We start from the raw sequence: 17696 nt of genomic DNA on the forward strand, positions 1-17696 counted from the left end.
GTCCTTCGACACGCCCGCGGAAGGTGTTCATAACGTTTCGACAGTGAATCAGGGCGCTTTCGACACCCCTCGCGCATGCCCGGCTTCGCTGTGCGCACATTTCGCTTGGCTTTTGGCGGGGCTCGCCCTTAACGCCCCTTTTATCTCGCGCATTTCCGTGCCCTCCCCAGCTTTACCCAGTGTTTGGAAGGCACCGCCCTGACGTGCTGAAATTCGCTGAACTCCGGAGTAGTAACGCTCAGAAGAAACGGCACAGCAGGTCAGGTGCCGGCGCCGAGAGGTTGTTGGTCGAGTGAGGCGAAGCAAGTCGAGCCCCGAGCCGCAGGAACCGCGGCGGGGCAACTTCACCCCGCCGCCGCGAGGTGGCGTACCGGCTTTCGACGCGCCCGAGGATACGGTCGCGACGCCTCCGGTCAGTGGTGGGAAATGGTCCCCCGGCAACTGGCGGGTCACCACCCGCCTGAACGCAATCCTGCTGATTCCCGTCCTGGTCGCGCTGGTATTCGGCGGCCTGAGGGTGAACAGCTCCTTCGCGACCTGGCAGGACGCGAAGGACGCGGAGGACACCGCGAAGCTCGTGCGGGCAGCGCTCTCCTACGGCAACGCCCTGATCGACGAGCGTGACCGCACCGCCGAGCCCCTTCTGAAGGGCCAGCGGAACGACCCGGTCGTCGAGGAGGCGCGCAACACCACCGACGACGCCGCGGACACCTTCCGCAAGGCCGTCACGGCGATGCCGGACAAGGAGGGCCTCAAGCGCCGCCTCGCGGCGTTCGAGAAGGCCGAGCCGAAGCTGGAGGGCCTGCGCAAGGCCGCGTACACCTCGAAGCTGCGCGGCGCGCAGACCGAAGAGGGCTACGTCCAGATCCAGCACCCTCTGATGGAGTTTGCGAACGAACTCGGTCTGGGCACCGGCAACATCACGTCCTACGGCCGCACCGTCTACGCCGTCTCGCTGGCCAAGGCCGCCGTTTCGCTGCAGCGCGCCATCGGCTCCCACCTCCTGATCGACCCGGCGGCCCCGCAGGGCGGCCGGGAGCACAAGCTCCAGCTGACCGCGTTCGCGTCGTACCGCTACCTGGAGGGCATCGCCATCGGCGAGTACACCTCCGGTGGTACGCCCGAGGACGTGGCGCGGCTGAACAAGGACGCGGCCGCGCTGAAGAAGTCGGCGCAGCAGAAGGTCGCCCGGGCCAAGGAGCAGGCGCAGGCCGCCGGCCAGCCGTTCCGCACCCCGCCGACCATCGACTCCATGTCCACCGCGATCGCCTCCGGCGCCGCACCCGAGCGGCTGGGCCTCAAGGGCGTCACCTCCGAGACCTGGTTTGCTGCTGCGACGGCCAAGTTCGACATGTACCGGTCGATCGAGAGCGATCTGGCGGACAAGGCCGTGAACGAGGCGGCGCACATCTCCGCCGACGCGCGGCGGTCCACCTTCACCGACTCCGGCATCGTGCTGGCGGCGCTGATCATCGCCTTCCTCGTGGCCGGCATGATGGCCCGCCGGATGAGCCGCAACATGCGCCAGCTGCGCAACGCCGCCTTCGGTATCGCCGAGCAGCGGCTGCCGATGCTGGTCGACCAGCTCTCGCGCACCGACCCGGGCCGGGTGGACACCCGCGTCCAGCCGATCGACATCTCCACCACCGACGAGATCGGCGAGGTCGCCCGCGCCTTCGACCAGGTGCACCGCGAGGCCGTCCGGCTCGCCGCCGAGCAGGCGCTGCTGCGGGGCAACGTCAACGCGATCTTCACCAACCTCTCGCAGCGCAACCAGGGCCTCATCGAGCGCCAGCTGACGCTGATCACCGACCTGGAGAACAACGAGGCGGATCCGGATCAGCTGGAGAACCTCTTCAAGATGGACCACCTCGCCACGCGCATGCGGCGCAACGGCGAGAACCTCCTGATCCTCGCGGGCGAGGACCCCGGCCGCCGCTGGAACCAGCCGGTGCCGCTGATCGACGTCCTGCGGGCGGCGACCTCCGAGGTGGAGTCGTACGAGCGAATAGAGCTCACCGGCGTCCCCGAGAGCGAGATCCACGGCACAGCCGTGACCGACCTCGTGCACCTGCTCTCCGAGCTGCTGGAGAACGCCACCACGTTCTCCTCCCCGCAGACGAAGGTGCGGGTCGCCGCGACGCGGCTGCCCGACGGCCGCGTGATGATCGAGATCCACGACAAGGGCATCGGGCTCACCCCCGAGGACTTCGCGGACATCAACCACAAGCTGGCCAACCCGCCGAGCGTGGACGCCGCGATCTCCCAGCGCATGGGCCTGTTCGTGGTCGGCCGGCTGGCCGACCGGCACGGTATCCGGGTGCAGCTGCGCCCCTCCGGCGAGCAGGCGGGCACCACCTCGCTCGTCATGCTGCCCGAGGCGATCACCCACGGTGGTGGCGGCGAGGAGCAGTACGACGACGACTTCACGGTGTCGCGGATCGTGCCCGAGCATCAGCAGGCGGCGTACGAGAGCAGCCACCGCACCGCCGCTGAGCTGGGCTTCGACGACCACGGCTTCGGCCAGCCCGCGGACGGCGCGGAGCTGGACCCGGTGGGCCGCTCGCTGTTCCGTGAGGAGCGCCGTGCGGCACTGGAAGCGCAGGCAGGCGGCGAGCCGATGGCCGAGCGCCCGCCCTTCCCGGGCGACAGGCAGTCCGCCGGTGGCTACCAGAACTACCCCGACCAGGCATATGCGGAAGCCGATCAACCGCTCTACGACGATCGGTCTTTCGGCGCCGATGCCTTCCAGCAGCCGGGCATCTCGGAGACAACTGGCCAGCAGCCGTACGTCTCGCACGATTCCGCCCGCCAGGACGACTGGTCCGAACGCCCCGCGTACAACAGCTACTTCGGGACCGAAGCGGAATCTGACCGGAATACAACTGCGGCTCCCGTAGATGCGTCCGAGCGCGTAACATTCGAGCGTCCGGGCCCCTTCACGAGTGACTCCCGCTCGCGGACCGACGCCGGCCTTCCGCGCCGCGGAGGCGGCTCGCCGCAGGCTCAGCAGGAGTGGCAGCAGCACGAGGAGCCGGTGGCGCCCCCGCAACAGCGGAGCGCGCCGGAGAACGGCCAGGACGGCTCCGGATGGCGCACGTCCAACGACGAGCGCTGGGAGCGCGCGGAGCGGCTGCGTGAGCCGGCGGCGGGCGGAATCACTTCTTCCGGCCTCCCCCGGCGGGTGCCCAAGGCCAACCTGGTCGAGGGCGCAGCGGAGCAGACCCCGCAGGGTGGCCCCCAGGTCTCCCGCGCCCCGGAGGACGTCCGCGGCCGGCTGAGCAATCTCCGCCGCGGTGTCCAGCAGGGACGCAGCGCCGGTTCCGATACCTCCGGAGCCCCCCAGAATGACCAGCAGGGCTTCGGCCCCGGCAGCACCTACGATCAGGAGCGTTAGTGTGAGCCCGATGAGCCAGGCGGCGCAGAATCTGAACTGGTTGATCACCAACTTCGTGGACAACACCCCTGGGGTGTCCCACACGGTCGTGGTCTCCGCGGACGGTCTCCTCCTCGCCATGTCCGAGGGGTTCCCTCGTGACAGAGCCGATCAGTTGGCGGCGGTGGCCTCCGGCCTCACCTCGCTGACGGCCGGCGCGTCCCGCATCTTCGAGGGCGGGAGCGTCAACCAGACCGTGGTGGAGATGGAACGCGGTTTCCTCTTCATCATGTCCGTCTCCGACGGCTCCTCGCTGGCCGTTCTCGCGCACCCCGAGTGCGACATCGGTCTCGTGGGTTACGAGATGGCCCTGCTGGTCGACCGTGCAGGCAGCGTTCTCACGCCGGATCTGCGGGCCGAACTGCAGGGCAGCCTGCTCAACTAGCAGACAGGCAGTGCGTTTCCCGCCACCGCGCCATAGGGTGCGGTGGCGCGACCGGCGTCAGACAGGCAAGTTGGAGGAGGAGACGTGGCAACGCCCCCGAGCGGATACCCGTACGGGTCCGGACAGCAGTCCGAGCCCCAGGGCGAGACCCATAACAACCGCTTCAACTTCCCGTCTGCGCCGAGCCGCCGGCAGCAGCGGCCCCAGCCGCCGCAGCCACCGCATCCGCAGCAGCAACAGCAGCACCGGCCCTACGGCTCCCAGCCGTACGAGCCTCCGGCGTACGACCAGCCGCAGCCGCCCCGCATCCAGCCGGTGCAGCCCCAGCGGCGCCAGCCCGAGCCGTCCGCCCCCACCGGGGGCGCGCACAATCCGCTCGTGCGTCCGTACGCCATGACCGGGGGCCGGACCAGGCCGCGCTACCAGCTCGCCATCGAGGCGCTGGTCAGCACGACCGCCGACCCTTCGAAGCTGCAGGGGCAACTGCCGGAGCACCAGCGCATCTGCCACCTCTGCCGCGAGATCAAGTCAGTTGCCGAGATCTCCGCCCTCCTCTCCATCCCCCTCGGCGTCGCCCGGATCCTCGTCGCCGACTTGGCGGAGGCCGGACTCGTCGCCATCCATCAGCCCGGCGGGGACGAGTCCGCCGGCGGACAGCCAGATGTGACACTGCTCGAAAGGGTGCTCAGTGGACTTCGCAAGCTCTAGCGGTGCAGCCCGCTCCACCACCTCCGCGAAAATCGTGGTGGCGGGCGGCTTCGGCGTGGGCAAGACCACGTTCGTCGGGGCCGTCTCAGAGATCAACCCGCTGCGCACCGAAGCCGTGATGACCTCCGCCTCGGCGGGCATCGACGACCTCACGCACGCGCCGGACAAGACCACGACGACCGTGGCGATGGACTTCGGACGTATCACCCTGGACCAGGACCTGATCCTGTACCTCTTCGGTACACCCGGTCAGGACCGCTTCTGGTTCATGTGGGACGACCTGGTCCGTGGCGCGATCGGCGCCGTCGTGCTGGTGGACACCCGCCGGCTCGCCGACTGCTTCCCGGCCGTCGACTACTTCGAGAACAGCGGCCTGCCGTTCGTCATCGCCCTCAACGGCTTCGACGGTCACCAGCCGTACACGCCGGACGAGGTGCGTGAGGCGCTGCAGATCGGGCCGGACGCGCCGATCATCATCACCGACGCACGGCACCGCAGCGAGGCCAAGAGCGCGCTCATCACGCTCGTCGAGCACGCCCTGATGGCCCGCCTGCGCTAGCCCACGTACGGGCTCCCCGTGCCCGTACGTGTCGCTTCACGACGAAAGGCCCCCACGCCGGTCCGGTGCGGGGGCCTTCGTCGTGGGTGGGGGTGGTTTGCGGGCGCGGTCGCGGGTGCGGGTCCAGTTGCGGATGCGGGCGTGAGGGTGGGCGGTCGGGGGTGGCGGGCGTGGGCCGCTTGGTGTGCGACTGCCGTGGGTAGTCCCCCGGTGGGGGAATCACGACCCCGTACGGGCCCGGCGCCCGCCTCCCGTAGGGGCACAGGGCACTGGGCGCGTAGCCGGCCACGGGACCGCCGGGCACGCCCGTCTGACGCAGGGCCGCGGGACACCCGGCCGCCCACGGAGCCGCCGCGCACACCCGCCTGGCGCAGGCCCGCGGGACACGCCGCCGGCCACGCCACGGAGCCGCCGGGCGCCCGCGACGGTGCCGTAGCGCGTCCGCCACTGAGCCGCCGGGCCGCGCCGCGGAGGGACCGGGCACCTACCCCACAGCAAGCCCGCCACGATGCCGCCAGGCACACGTACCGCCGCCGGCCCGCCACGCGGAGGCCGACCGCTCCCCCGCGGCGCCTTCCTTCGGGCACCGATCGCCGCACGGCCGCCGCACAGCCGCCACCGCTCCAGCCCGCCGCTCAGCCGCCGGCCGCTCCGGCCCGTGCGAGCAGCCGCCGGGCACACCCCCGAAAGCCGCCCCTCCCTCCCCCGCGCGTCCTCCGCGAGCTCCGAGGCAGCCGCAGCACCTCCGGGACCGCCGGGACCTCCGGGACCTCCGGGCACCGCAACCACCCGAACTCAGCGCGGACGTGCAGATCTTGGCGAAATCGGCCGGTAGTCGTTCGTGAGCGCCCTCCCCCGCGTGGCCGGGATCGGGGCAGGGCCCGCACGCCTCAGGAGTGCGGGCCCCTCTCAGCGCTCCATCAGCTCAGCCGCCGCCATCAGCGCCGTGCGGGGCATTCCTTCCAGGCGAAGTGGTACAGCGTGTTGATGCTGCCGTCCGTGGAGTCCATGGCCATATAGCTCGTGGCCCTGGGGTCCGCGGCCTTGGCGTCGACCCGCAGCTCGGTGTTGATGTTGAAGTAGCGCTCTTCGCCGCACGGCGCGTAGACCAGCGACTCCACATCGGTCTCGTCCGACGCCTGCCAGTTGGTGTCGTACGGCCCGGTGAAGGTGTGGCTCTTGCGGGCCGTCTCCGTCTGGCCCTGGAAGTAGTAACTCGCCTGTTCCAGGCCCTTGGCGCCGGTGGCCAGCGATGCGTAGCCGCGGTAGTCGGCCTTGGCGATCGCGTAGGTGAAGCCTTGCGGCACATGGACGTTCAGTGCGATCTGGCAGTTCTTGCGGGAGTCGGTGGGTCTGCTTCCGGCCCCCGCCTGGGCGAGGTATTCGCTGTAGGTGACGGTGAACGCGGTGTTGTCGGGCGCGATGGCCACTGCCGCGCTGCCGGGCCGGCAGCCCGAGCCGTTGACGGTGGCGACGGTGATGGTGATCTTTCCGGTCGGCGGTTCGTCACCGATCCGTGCCGATGTGGGGGATGCCGATCCGGCGAGGAGCAACGATGCGACCGCGACACCAGCACTGAGGGTGCTGAGCATGGGCATTTCCTTCCGGTCGTCCTAGGGCCCGTCGTCCGGGAACCAGGAGAGGATGACCAGCGCATGCCAGCACGGGGATCTCCACTTGAACAGCTGTTCGTCCACGGGTTGGGGTGAACCTACGCCTTGATCCGGCCGCCGGCGGCACCCGGTGCCATCGTCGGCCGGCTCCGCACCCGCGGACGCCGAAAGGTCCCGCACCCACCCGGGTACGGGACCTTTCGAGGTCTGTCAGCGGTTCAGCGCTGCCAGCTGGTGGCGCCGTGGAAGCCGTTCTGCCGCTCCAGGCGGCGCCAGCGGGCGGCGGTGGCGCGCGGGCCCACCGGGGCTGCGGCCGGCTGGTGGGCGGCGCGGGCCAGGAGTACGGCGGTCAGGGCGGCCAGCTCTTCCTCGCTGGCCTGGCCCTTCTCCACGCGGATGGGGTCGGTGAGGCGGTCGGCAGATTTCACGGTGTCTTCTTCTCCGTCGTCGCGGTGGCGCAGGGCCGGGTGCGGTTGCGGTGGGACTACTGGGGCGGGTTGCCGTGCTTGCGGGCGGGCAGGTCCGCGTGCTTGGTGCGGAGCATGTCCAGGGAGCGGATCAGCGTGTGCCGCGTCTCGGCGGGGTCGATGACGTCGTCGACCAGGCCGCGCTCGGCCGCGTAGTACGGGTGCATCAGCTCGGACTTGTACTCCTTGACCATGCGCACCCGCATGGCCTCGGGGTCGTCCGCCTCGCCGATCTGCTTGCGGAAGATGACGTTGGCCGCGCCCTCGGCGCCCATCACGGCGATCTCGTTGGTGGGCCAGGCGTAGGTCAGGTCGGCGCCGATGGACTGCGAGTCCATGACGATGTAGGCGCCGCCGTAGGCCTTGCGCAGCACGATGGAGATGCGCGGCACGGTGGCGTTGCAGTACGCGTACAGCAGCTTGGCGCCGTGGCGGATGATGCCGCCGTGCTCCTGGTCGACACCGGGCAGGAAGCCGGGGACGTCCAGGAGGGTGATGATCGGGATGTTGAAGGCGTCGCAGAGCTGGACGAAGCGGGCGGCCTTCTCGGACGCCTCGATGTCCAGGACACCGGCCAGCGACTGCGGCTGGTTGGCGACGATGCCCACCACACGGCCGTTCAGCCGCGACAGCGCGCAGATGATGTTGGTCGCCCAGCGCTCGTGGACCTCGAGGTATTCGCCGTCGTCGACGATCTCCTCGATGACCTTGCGCATGTCGTAGGGGCGGTTGCCGTCGGCCGGGACGAGGTCGAGCAGGGCGTCGCCGGAGCGGTCGGCGGGGTCCTCGCACTCGACCGTCGGCGGGTTCTCACGGTTGTTGGCCGGCAGCAGGGAGAGGAGGTAGCGGACCTCCTCCAGGCAGGTCACCTCGTCGTCGTAGGCGAAGTGGGCCACACCGGAGGTCTCGGCGTGCACGTCGGCGCCGCCCAGTCCGTTCTGGGTGATCTCCTCACCGGTGACCGCGCGGACGACGTCCGGGCCGGTGATGAACATCTGCGAGGTCTCGCGGACCATGAACACGAAGTCCGTCAGGGCCGGGCTGTAGGCGGCGCCGCCCGCGCACGGGCCGAGCATCACGGAGATCTGCGGGATGACGCCCGAGGCCTTGGTGTTGCGCTGGAAGATGCCGCCGTAGCCGGCGAGCGCCGAGACGCCTTCCTGGATACGGGCGCCGGCGCCGTCGTTGAGCGACACCAGGGGCGCGCCGGCCTGGATGGCCATGTCCATGATCTTGTGGATCTTGGTGGCGTGGGCCTCGCCCAGCGCGCCGCCGAAGATCCGGAAGTCGTGGGCGTAGACGAACACGGTCCGGCCGTGGACGGTGCCCCAGCCGGTGATCACACCGTCGGTGTAGGGCTTCTTCGCCTCCAGGCCGAAGCCGGTGGCCCGGTGCCGCCGCAGGGGCTCGACCTCGTTGAACGAACCCTCGTCCAGCAGCAGCTCGATCCGCTCGCGGGCCGTCAGCTTGCCCTTGGCACGCTGAGCTTCGGTGGCACGCTCGCTGGGGCCTCGCCGAGCCTGCTCGCGGATGGCATGCAGTTCGGCGACGCGCCCGCGGGCGTCGTTGGCGCCGGCGGGCACATCTTCGACAGTGGTCATGCATCGACGGTACGTGGGTCGGGGCCCGAGGACCGATGTCGGTTTCGTACAACGTCAAGTGCGATTTGGTGGGCAAGCAGCACAGATTCGTCCTGTGGGCTGCCTGCGCCCGAGGCTCCATACGGGTGGTTGGGTGCTGCCGGATCTGTGAGAGCCCGACAAACGAGGGGCCGGAGGTGGCCGGTGCGGGGCCGGTCAGGGCAGGGCGAGGGTGCAGGTGTGGGTGGCACAGCCGGTGCCGGGAGTGATGCGCAGCCGCAGGGCGCGCCCGGTGGCCAGGACCGCTACGGAGGGGTCGTGGTCCAGGACCGCGCGTACCGGCCGGTTCCAGGTGATCTCCACCAAATCGCCGCTGCGTTCCGGAGCGGACACACACAGTCGCGCCGTCCGGGCGTGTCCGCGCGGGCGGGCCTCCTCGCCGGGAGTGGCCCGGCGCTCGCGGACGAGGACGCTCGCCGGGCCGCTGCTGGTGAGGGGGCCGGCGCTGCCGGCGCGCCAGAAGTTGGCGGCGGTCACTCCGAGGGAGGCGACGGCGACGGCCTGGCGGTTGCCGTCGTTGGCGAGCAGGGTCAGCCAGTGCCGGTCGGCGGCCCGGGCGGCGAGGGTGCGCGGTCCCGCTCCCGGCATGAGGAGGTAGGCGTAGCCGGCGTCGGTGGGGTCGGTGCCGTGGTCGTGCCAGAGGGTGAGGTAGCGGCGGGTGAGCGGCTCCGGGGAGGAGCCGGTGTTGATGTCGTGCCAGGAGCCGGTACGGGCCTCGCGGCGCGCTTTCAGGGGGGCGCCGCCGGGGAAGACGTAGCCGCCGTGGCCGGCGAGGTGTGCCCAGTGGGCGCGTCGGAAGCCGGTGGTCGCCCCGAGCGTGCCGGGCTGTCGTACGCCGTCGACGGTGAGGGCGGCGGTGCCCGTCTCCCCCAGGGCGCGGTTGTCGACGATGGTCTCGGCGGGGACGCCGTCGGTGGCGGTGATGCCGGCGCCGAGGCAGATGACGGTGTCCGCGAGGCAGAACCACGACTTCTTGGCGGTGAGGGTGGAGGCGAGGCCGCGTACGTCCTGTCCGATGGCGGCGAATTCGCCGTCCGTGGTGCCGCCGACCCAGCGTGCGGCGGGTTTCGGCTCGCCCCAGCCGCCGCCTTCGTTGTCGGCGAGCGGTGTGGTGGAGACGGTGGTGCCGGGGAGGCGGTAGGGGTCGACGGTGGGCCAGAAGGCGTCGGTGTACTGGTCGCCGCCGAAGTCGGCGCCCCACCAATAGAGCATGCCGGCGCCGGTGTGCCAGCCGCGTGGGTTCTCCCCGTTGCCGTTCTCGTAGTACGTGATCCGGTCCGAGGCCATGGCCAGGCCGGCGGCCCATCCGGGGCGGCGGTGCACGGCGCGGTCCATGGCCGGGAAGAGGCGGTGGCCGACGGGTTCGGGGGCGGCGGGTGTGTCGCTGTCCGCGATGGCGCCGAGCCGGGCGAGGTCGGCGACGGTGTACTGGCGGTCGGTGCGTACCGGCAGCGTGCGGTCGCGCTCGATCCAGCCCTTGACCATGGCGTTCCAGCGGGCGCGTTCGGCGGCGCTCGCGCCCTGGCCGAGCAGGGCGACGGCGGCGATCAGCGCGTGGCCGTGGAAGTGGTCGCTGCGCATGATGCGCCGTTCGTCGTCGCGCAGAGAGCCGCGGCTGATCGCGCGCCCGTTGACACTGTCCATCATCAGGCCGTTGTGGAGCAGCGGCGCGTACGCGTGCTCGACGCTGTCGAAGACGACCTGGCGTGCGGGGTCGGTGACCTCCCAGTCCGAGCCGCGGAGCAGGGTGAACAGCCGGCCCAGTCCGTCGAGCAGGACGTAGCCGTAGGTGCCCGAGTAGGCGACCCAGGTGTGCTGGACGAAGGAGCCGTCGGCGTAGAGGCCGTCGCCCTTGGTGACGTAGGGGAAGACCGGGGAGAGGGCGTCGCGGGCGAGGGCGATCTTGGCGGGGGCGCGGCCGAGGACGCCTCGGAGTGCGACGACGCGGCAGAGGTCGACGCGGTTGGCGCCGGTGCTGGTGCCGGTGTAGTCGCCGATCGCGGTGTCGGGGACGAAGTGGTCGACCGCGGCGAGGCAGCGGGCGCGCAGGTCGTCGGTGAGTCCGCCCTGGGGCAGGCGCTCGTCGAGGATGGCGAGGGTGTCCAGGAGGAGTCTGGGGCTGCCGATCTGCCACTCCCACCAGTTTCCGTAGCGGGTGGTGTGGGGGTTGTAGACGGTGGTGTCGAGGTGGTCGAGGCCGGTGATGATGTCGGCCGCCAGGCCGGCGTCGCCGGTGAGGCCGGTGCCGGGCTGGGCGTATGCCTCGGCCATGGTGTGCAGCCGGAGGTAGCTCCGGGTGATGCCGGCCGGGGGGTCGTAGGCGCAGTCCGGCCAGAGCGAGACGGCGGTCGGCCGCATGGCGGTGCGGAAGGTGCCGGCGAGGGTGCCGGTCTCGCGGAGGGCGGCGGCGTAGGGCGGGGCGGTGGGGTCGAAGCCGGTGCCGAGGGAGAGGTCGACCCAGCGGCCGCGCAGGTCGTCGTAGGTGTCCGCCGGGGCGGCGTGCGGGGCCGCGGAGGCAGCGCCGGCGCCGAGCCCGAGGCTGAGCGCGCCTGCCGTGGAGGCGGTGAGGAATCCCCTGCGGGACCAGGCGGAGGAGGCGGGCTCGGTCGGCACGGGCGGTCCTCTCGTTGACGTCAACCGGCTTGTGGCGCAGTTCACTTGAGGGCGTGCGGATGGTCTAGCACGGCGTCACGCGCAGCGGCAATGACCGTGCGGCGGCCCCTTCCGACACTCCCCGGATCCACAGAGGTTGAAACTTGAACTAAAAGTGCTACGCTGAATCTCGTTGAACGTTAAACAACAACCCGAGGAGGAGCCATGGCTCTGTTCACCCGCAAGCGCACCGAGTCCGCCGACCGCACCGCGACCGCCGTGCTCCCCGCGGACCCCGCGCTGACCGCCCTGACCGGCGACTACGCGATCGACCCCGCGCACAGCAGCATCGGCTTCACCGTCCGGCACGCGATGGTCACCAACGTCCGCGGCGCGTTCGCCGGACACGAGGGCACCCTGCACCTGGACGGCGCCGACCCGGCCCGCTCCACCGCCTCCCTCGACGTCACGATCGCGAGCATCGACACCGGGATCGCCGACCGCGACGCCCACCTGCGCGGCGCCGACTTCTTCGACGCGGAGAACTTCCCGCTGATGACCTTCCGCAGCACCGCCGCCGAGCAGGTGGACGGCGACCGCTACCGCATCACCGGCGACCTGACCCTCAAGGACGTCACCAGGCCGCTCACCATCGACCTGGAGCTCCACGGCGCGGCCACCGACGTCTACGGCGCCGAGCGGGTCGGCTTCGAGGGCAGCGCGGAGATCCTGCGCTCCGACTGGGGCCTGACCTGGAACGCGGCGCTGGAGACCGGCGGCGTGATGGTCAGCGACAAGGTCAAGCTCACCTTCGACATCTCCGCGGTCAAGGCGGCCCCGCAGGACTGAGGCCGCGACGGTCCGGGACACGACGACGGCCCCGCGCCGGCCCCTCCCCCGAGGGCCGTGCGGGGCCGCGGTCATGCCGTCCCTGCGGTGCGTTACTCCTGCGGCTCGACGCCGGCCCGCAGCAGGCCGTACGCGTACGCGTCGTCCAGCGCCTGCCAGGAGGCGGCGATGACGTTCTCCGCGACACCGACCGTGGACCACTCGGCCCGGCCGTCGCTGGTGGAGACCAGGACGCGGGTGATCGAACCGGTGCCCTGGGTGCCCTCCAGGATGCGGACCTTGTAGTCCACCAGCTCCATGTGGGCCAGCTGCGGGTAGATCCGCTCCAGGCCGACCCGCAGCGCCCGGTCCAGCGCGTTGACCGGTCCGTTGCCCTCGGCGGTGGTGACGATCCGCTCGCCCTTCGCCCACAGCTTCACGGTCGCCTCGTTGGCGTGCGTGCCGTCCGGGCGGTCCTCGACGATCGCCCGCCAGGACTCCACCCGGAAGTAGCTGGGCCGCCGTCCGTCGACCTCCGCCCGCAGCAGCAGTTCGAAGGACGCGTCGGCGGCCTCGTAGGTGTAGCCCGCCAGCTCGCGCTCCTTGACCCGCTCGACGACGCGGCCGACCAGCTCGCGGTCGCCGCTCAGGTCGATGCCGAGCTCCTTGCCCTTCAGCTCGATCGAGGCCCGGCCGGCCATGTCGGAGACCAGCATCCGCATGGAGTTGCCGACCAGCGCGGGGTCGATGTGCTGGTACAGGTCCGGGTCGACCTTGATCGCGGAGGCGTGCAGCCCGGCCTTGTGGGCGAAGGCGGAGACGCCGACGTAGGGCTGGTGGGTGGAGGGGGTGAGGTTGACGACCTCGGCGATGGCGTGCGAGATCCGGGTGGTCTCGGGCAGCTTGCCCTCGGGCAGGACCCGGCGGCCGTACTTCAGCTCCAGCGCCGCGACGACCGGGAAGAGGTTGGAGTTGCCCACCCGCTCGCCGTAGCCGTTGGCGGTGCACTGGACGTGCGTGGCACCGGCGTCGACGGCGGCCAGGGTGTTCGCCACGGCGCAGCCGGTGTCGTCCTGGGCGTGGATGCCCAGACGCGCCCCGGTGTCCGCGAGGACGGTCCGCACCACGGCCGTGACCTGCGCGGGAAGCATCCCGCCGTTGGTGTCGCAGAGCACCACGACATCGGCGCCCGCCTCACTGGCGGTCCGCACGACCTGCTTGGCGTAGGCCGGGTCCAGCGCGTAGCCGTCGAAGAAGTGCTCGCAGTCCAGGAAGACCCGGCGGCCCTGGGACCGCAGATACGCGACGGTGTCCCGCACCATCGCCAGGTTCTCCTCCGGCGTGGTGCGCAGGGCGAGCTCGACGTGCCCGACGTGGGACTTGGCGACGAGCGTGATGACCGGGGCCTGGGATTCCAGGAGCCCTGCGACCTGCGGGTCGTCCTCGACGCGTACGCCGGCCTTGCGGGTGGCGCCGAAGGCGACCAGCTCTGCGTGGCGGAAGTCGATCTCCTCGCGGGCGCGCTGGAAGAACTCGGTGTCCCGGGGGTTGGCGCCGGGCCAGCCGCCCTCGATGAACCCCACGCCGAAGTCGTCCAGGTGCCGGGCGATGGTCAGCTTGTCGGCGACGGTGAGGTTGATGCCCTCACGCTGGGCGCCGTCGCGCAGCGTCGTGTCGAAGACATGGAAGGCGTCGGACACCGGGCCGTCGGACCGGGGGCTCGGGGACGGGGAGGGTTCGTGTGCGTCCGTCATGCTGGTCTGGCTCCTGTCGGGATCTCGGTCTACCGGAATGACCGGCTCCACCGTCCCTCCATGATCCCTCGCGCTCCGCCTCCGGTGACGGGTGGGCCGGAAACGAAAAAACCTCTCGCGGGTGCGAGAGGTCTGCGCGCGGGTCTGGGACGACGATGGCCGCGCCGTACTCGGTTCGTACGGGGCGGTCACTGCGGACCGGCGCGCCTGCTGCCAATAATCATGGCGAACGAGAGCACGGGGGCAGTCTGGCACGGGGGTGCGCCGTGGGGGTAACCGGTCTCACGATGCGGGCGGCGCGGTCCGGCGGCGGCTTCCCGAAGGGGCCGCCACGGGCCCGCCGTGTCCGGAGCCGGCGGCTCGTCGGCTCCGGACACGGCGGTCGTTCAGACCTTGGCCTCGCTCGCCGAGCCGGGACCGGCCGCCGCCTGCGCGCCCGTTCCGGCGGCCTCGTCCTTGCCGACCCGGTGCAGGTCGATGGTGCGGGTCTCGCGCATCGTGACGTAGACGATCAGCGAGACGGCGGCGCAGCCGGCGACGTACCAGTAGTAGCCGGACTCGATGCCCCCCTCCTTGAACCACAGGGCGACGTACTCCGCGGTGCCGCCGAACAGGGCGTTGGCGATGGCGTACGGCAGGGCGACGCCCAGCGCGCGGATGCCGGTCGGGAACAGCTCGGCCTTCACACAGGCGTTGATCGAGGTGTAGCCGGTGACGATGACCAGGGCCAGCAGCGACAGGCCCAGGGCGGGCCAGAAGCTGCCGGCGTGCTGCAGCAGCGTCATGATCGGCACGGTCAGGAACGTCGAGCCGACCGCGAAGGTGATCAGCAGCGGTCGGCGGCCGATCCGGTCGGAGAGCTTGCCCGCCAGCGGCTGGAGGCACATGAAGACGAACAGCGCGCAGAAGCTGACCAGCGAAGCGGTCGGCTTCTCCATACCGGCACTGTTGGAGAGGTACTTGGTGAGGTAGGTCGTGTACGTGTAGTACGCGACCGTGCCGCCCATGGTCAGCGCGATGACCAGGAACGCCTCGCGCTTGTGGGCCAGCAGTGCCTTGATCGTGCCGCGGTCCGGGTCGGTCCTTGCGGTGTCGTCCTCGGCGTAGACCTCGGTCTCCAGCATGTTGCGGCGGAGGTAGAAGACGATGCCGGCGCCCAGTGCGCCGACGATGAACGGGATACGCCAGGCCCAGCTGTGCAGCGCGTCCTCGGACAGGGTGCGCTGGAGCGCGATCTGCAGACCGAGTCCGAGCAGCTGCCCCGCGGTCATGGACACGTACTGGAAGCTGGAGGCGAAGCCCCGCTGACCAGGCGCGGACGCCTCGGTGAGGTACGTCGCGCTGGCCGCGTACTCGCCGCCGACGGAGAGCCCTTGCAGCATCCGGGCGACCAGCAGGACCGCCACGCCGCCGTAGCCGGCGACCGCGTACGTCGGCGCGATGGCGATCAGGATCGCCGAGGCGGACATCAGCGTGACGGTCAGCGTGAGCGCCGCCTTGCGGCCCTTGCGGTCCCCCACCCGGCCGAGCACCCAGCCGCCCACCGGCCGCATGAAGAAGCCCACCGCGAAGATCCCCATGGTGTTCATGAGGTTCGCGGTGTCATTCCCCTCCGGGAAGAAGGAATCCGCGAAATACACCGCAAAGCTGGCGTAAACAAACCAGTCGAACCACTCGACCATGTTGCCGGCCGAGCCGACCCAGATCTTTTTCCATTGCTCTCGTCCCATAGCCGCTCACGGTCTCCGACCCCGGGTCGCACGGCAAGAGGCACTCGGGCAACGATCGCGATTACTTGCGTACGTTGCGGTCACGGGCGGCGCGCGGGCGCGGCACCGCGCCGCGGGCCGACGGCGGCGGCACGGCCGAACGGGATGCCGCCCGCCCTCACACCGTCAGCGACTCGTCCAGGAACTCCCGTACGTGCTCGCGTACTTCCTCGCGGTCCGTGCCCGGCAGGCCGACGACGAGCTGGGATCCGAAGCCGTCGAGCAGGGCGCGGGTGCGGGTGGCGAAGCGTTCTGCGTTGACGGAGCGGAACTCGCCCTTCGAGACGCCCTCGACGAGCAGGGCCACCAGGTCGCGGTGCCAGGCCAACTCCAGTTCGAGTTGGCGTTCACGGGTCTCTTCGTCGGCGTTCTGCGAGCGGTTCCAGACCTCCAGCCACAGGGTCCAGCGCGGGTCGCGATGGCCTTCGGGGAGGTAGAGGTCGACGAGGGCGTCGAGGCGTACGCGGGCCGGGACGCGGCGGGAGAGGGCCGTCCTGCGCTCGGCGCCGAGCTGCTCCTCGCTCCACTGCAGGGTCTGGAGGAGCAGCTCGTCCTTCGTGCCGAAGTAGTACAGGATGTGGCCGCTGCTCATGCCGACCTCGCGGCCCAGCCCCGCCATGGTCAGCCGGTCCAGGCCCTCCGCGGCGATGGTGGTCATCGCCGCGGCGAGGACCTGTTCGCGGGGCTGGGTGAGCCGCCGCCGGGGACGGCGCACGGGACCGGACACGGTGACCTCCGGGGTCGGCGGGGCCTGTTGGGTCAGACCTTGGGCTGCTGCTGGGTGATGCAGTGGATACCGCCACCCGCTGCGAAGATCGTACGGGCGTCCACAAGTGTCACGGTGCGGTCGGGGAAGAGCCGGCGGAAGATCCCGGCGGCGTGCTCGTCGCGCGGGTCGTCGAAGCCGCAGAGCACCACCCCGTCGTTGCAGAGCAGGTGGTTGATGTAGGAGTAGTCGACGAGTTCGCCGTCCTCCTCGATGACCGTGGGCGCGGGGACCTCGACGACCTCCAGCTGCCGGCCGCGGGCGTCCGTGGCGGAGCGCAGCAGCTTGGCGATCTCGGCGCAGATCGCGTGGTCGGGGTGGTCGGGGTCGGGCTGGGTGTGGACGAGGACGACGCCGGGGCGGGCGAACGCCGCGACGATGTCGACATGGCCGCGGGTGCCGAACCGGCCGTAGTCGGCGGCCAGGCCCCGCGGCAGCCAGATCGCCTTGGTGGTGCCGAGGTGGGCGTGGATCTCGGCCTCGACCTCCTCGGCGGTGCGGTCGGGGTTGCGGCCCGGGTCGAGCTGGACGGTCTCGGTGAGCAGCACGGTGCCCTCGCCGTCGACGTGGATGCCGCCGCCCTCGTTGACGAGCGGGGTGGCGTAGCGGCGGGCGCCGGCGAGGGCGGCGACCTGCTCGCCTATCTTCGCGTCGTGCTCCCAGCTGGCCCATTCCTGGGCGCCCCAGCCGTTGAACACCCAGTCGGTGGCGGCGAGCCGGCCGTTGCCGTCGGTGAGGAAGGTGGGGCCGATGTCGCGCATCCAGGCGTCGTTGAGCGGCCGCTCGACGAGCTCGATGTCCGGGCCGAGCAGGGCGCGGGCGCCCTCGGTCTGGCCGGGTCCCGCGACGACGGTGACCGGCTCGAAGCGGCGTACGGCGCGGGCCACCGCGGCCCAGGCCCGGCGTGCCTTGGCCAGCGTCTCGCCGCCCTCTTCGCCGAAGGTGAAGTTGGGGCCGGGCCAGGCCATCCAGGTGCGCTCGTGCCGGGCCCACTCCGGGGGCATGCGGAAGCCGTCGGCGGCAGGGGTGTTCATGCGGGGATCCTCACGGGTCGCGGTGACGGTTGGTGTGGGAGTAGCCGGGTGATGGGCCCGAGGCCGCCGGGCAGCGGTCGCGCCGGGCGCACCCCCGGTGGGTAAGCCGGGGGTGCGGGGGCCGCCGGCCTGCGGGGCGCGCCGG

At 71.1% G+C, this 17696-nt stretch carries 13 protein-coding genes; 5 read left to right on the forward strand and 8 right to left on the reverse strand.

The annotated features are described in order from the left end of the window. Positions 1–292: 292 nt before the first annotated feature. The 4 genes from QOM21_RS11185 (at position 293) to QOM21_RS11200 (ending at position 5088) form a co-directional block, all read left to right on the forward strand. Positions 293–3397, forward strand: coding sequence for a nitrate- and nitrite sensing domain-containing protein (locus QOM21_RS11185; RefSeq protein ID WP_407549765.1), 3105 nt, complete (start codon positions 293–295; stop codon positions 3395–3397). A gap of 10 nt (positions 3398–3407) precedes the next feature. Continuing rightward, on the forward strand, positions 3408–3821 hold the full coding sequence (locus QOM21_RS11190) for a roadblock/LC7 domain-containing protein (RefSeq protein WP_098749732.1): 414 nt from the start codon (positions 3408–3410) through the stop codon (positions 3819–3821). 84 nt (positions 3822–3905) lie between these two features. Then, positions 3906–4529, forward strand: coding sequence for a DUF742 domain-containing protein (locus QOM21_RS11195; RefSeq protein WP_407549766.1), 624 nt, complete (start codon positions 3906–3908; stop codon positions 4527–4529). Further along, positions 4510–5088 (forward strand): ATP/GTP-binding protein, encoded by a 579-nt coding sequence (locus tag QOM21_RS11200; protein ID WP_073760799.1) that lies wholly within the window; start codon positions 4510–4512, stop codon positions 5086–5088. The genes QOM21_RS11195 and QOM21_RS11200 overlap by 20 nt, the downstream gene beginning before the upstream one ends. A gap of 938 nt (positions 5089–6026) precedes the next feature. On the opposite strand, the gene QOM21_RS11205 is transcribed toward QOM21_RS11200, so the two are convergent. The 4 genes from QOM21_RS11205 to QOM21_RS11220 all read right to left on the reverse strand — a co-directional run bounded on the left by QOM21_RS11205 (position 6027) and on the right by QOM21_RS11220 (position 11421). Beyond that, on the reverse strand, positions 6027–6680 hold the full coding sequence (locus tag QOM21_RS11205) for a DUF4360 domain-containing protein (protein WP_407549767.1): 654 nt from the start codon (positions 6678–6680) through the stop codon (positions 6027–6029). Positions 6681–6919: 239 nt separating this feature from the next. Further along, positions 6920–7129, reverse strand: coding sequence for an acyl-CoA carboxylase epsilon subunit (locus QOM21_RS11210; protein WP_407549768.1), 210 nt, complete (start codon positions 7127–7129; stop codon positions 6920–6922). 56 nt (positions 7130–7185) lie between these two features. After that, positions 7186–8769, reverse strand: coding sequence for an acyl-CoA carboxylase subunit beta (locus QOM21_RS11215; protein WP_407549769.1), 1584 nt, complete (start codon positions 8767–8769; stop codon positions 7186–7188). Positions 8770–8964: 195 nt separating this feature from the next. Continuing rightward, positions 8965–11421 (reverse strand): polysaccharide lyase 8 family protein, encoded by a 2457-nt coding sequence (locus QOM21_RS11220; RefSeq protein ID WP_407549770.1) that lies wholly within the window; start codon positions 11419–11421, stop codon positions 8965–8967. Positions 11422–11625: 204 nt separating this feature from the next. Between QOM21_RS11220 and QOM21_RS11225 the strand changes: the two genes are divergently transcribed. Beyond that, positions 11626–12249, forward strand: coding sequence for a YceI family protein (locus QOM21_RS11225; RefSeq protein WP_407549771.1), 624 nt, complete (start codon positions 11626–11628; stop codon positions 12247–12249). A 92-nt stretch (positions 12250–12341) separates the two neighbouring features. Here QOM21_RS11225 and cimA read toward each other — a convergent pair whose 3' ends face one another. The 4 genes from cimA to QOM21_RS11245 form a co-directional block, all read right to left on the reverse strand. Then, positions 12342–13982 carry a citramalate synthase gene (gene cimA / locus QOM21_RS11230; RefSeq protein WP_407549772.1) on the reverse strand — a complete coding sequence of 547 codons (1641 nt, stop codon included), beginning with the start codon at positions 13980–13982 and terminating at the stop codon, positions 12342–12344. Between the two features lie 386 nt (positions 13983–14368). Then, positions 14369–15712, reverse strand: coding sequence for an MFS transporter (locus QOM21_RS11235; RefSeq protein WP_407549773.1), 1344 nt, complete (start codon positions 15710–15712; stop codon positions 14369–14371). 157 nt (positions 15713–15869) lie between these two features. Continuing rightward, the gene (locus tag QOM21_RS11240; protein WP_407549774.1) at positions 15870–16478 is read right to left on the reverse strand and encodes a TetR/AcrR family transcriptional regulator; all 609 of its coding nucleotides are present in this window, start codon (positions 16476–16478) and stop codon (positions 15870–15872) included. Positions 16479–16510: 32 nt separating this feature from the next. Then, a complete protein-coding gene (locus QOM21_RS11245) occupies positions 16511–17551 on the reverse strand; it encodes an agmatine/peptidylarginine deiminase (RefSeq protein ID WP_407549775.1) in 1041 nt (346 codons plus the stop codon). Positions 17552–17696 lie beyond the last annotated feature (145 nt).

The organism is Streptomyces sp. Pv4-95, assembly GCF_045782725.1.
In the GTDB taxonomy this organism is placed as follows: Bacteria; Actinomycetota; Actinomycetes; order Streptomycetales; family Streptomycetaceae; genus Streptomyces.

Coding starts and splice junctions, on each gene's coding strand:
- QOM21_RS11190 (WP_098749732.1), top strand. CDS start 3,408: ATGAGCCAGGCGGCGCAGAATCTGAACTGGTTGATCACCAACTTCGTG.
- QOM21_RS11205 (WP_407549767.1), bottom strand. CDS start 6,680: ATGCTCAGCACCCTCAGTGCTGGTGTCGCGGTCGCATCGTTGCTCCTC.
- QOM21_RS11215 (WP_407549769.1), bottom strand. CDS start 8,769: ATGACCACTGTCGAAGATGTGCCCGCCGGCGCCAACGACGCCCGCGGG.
- QOM21_RS11225 (WP_407549771.1), top strand. CDS start 11,626: ATGGCTCTGTTCACCCGCAAGCGCACCGAGTCCGCCGACCGCACCGCG.
- cimA (WP_407549772.1), bottom strand. CDS start 13,982: ATGACGGACGCACACGAACCCTCCCCGTCCCCGAGCCCCCGGTCCGAC.
- QOM21_RS11235 (WP_407549773.1), bottom strand. CDS start 15,712: ATGGGACGAGAGCAATGGAAAAAGATCTGGGTCGGCTCGGCCGGCAAC.
- QOM21_RS11245 (WP_407549775.1), bottom strand. CDS start 17,551: ATGAACACCCCTGCCGCCGACGGCTTCCGCATGCCCCCGGAGTGGGCC.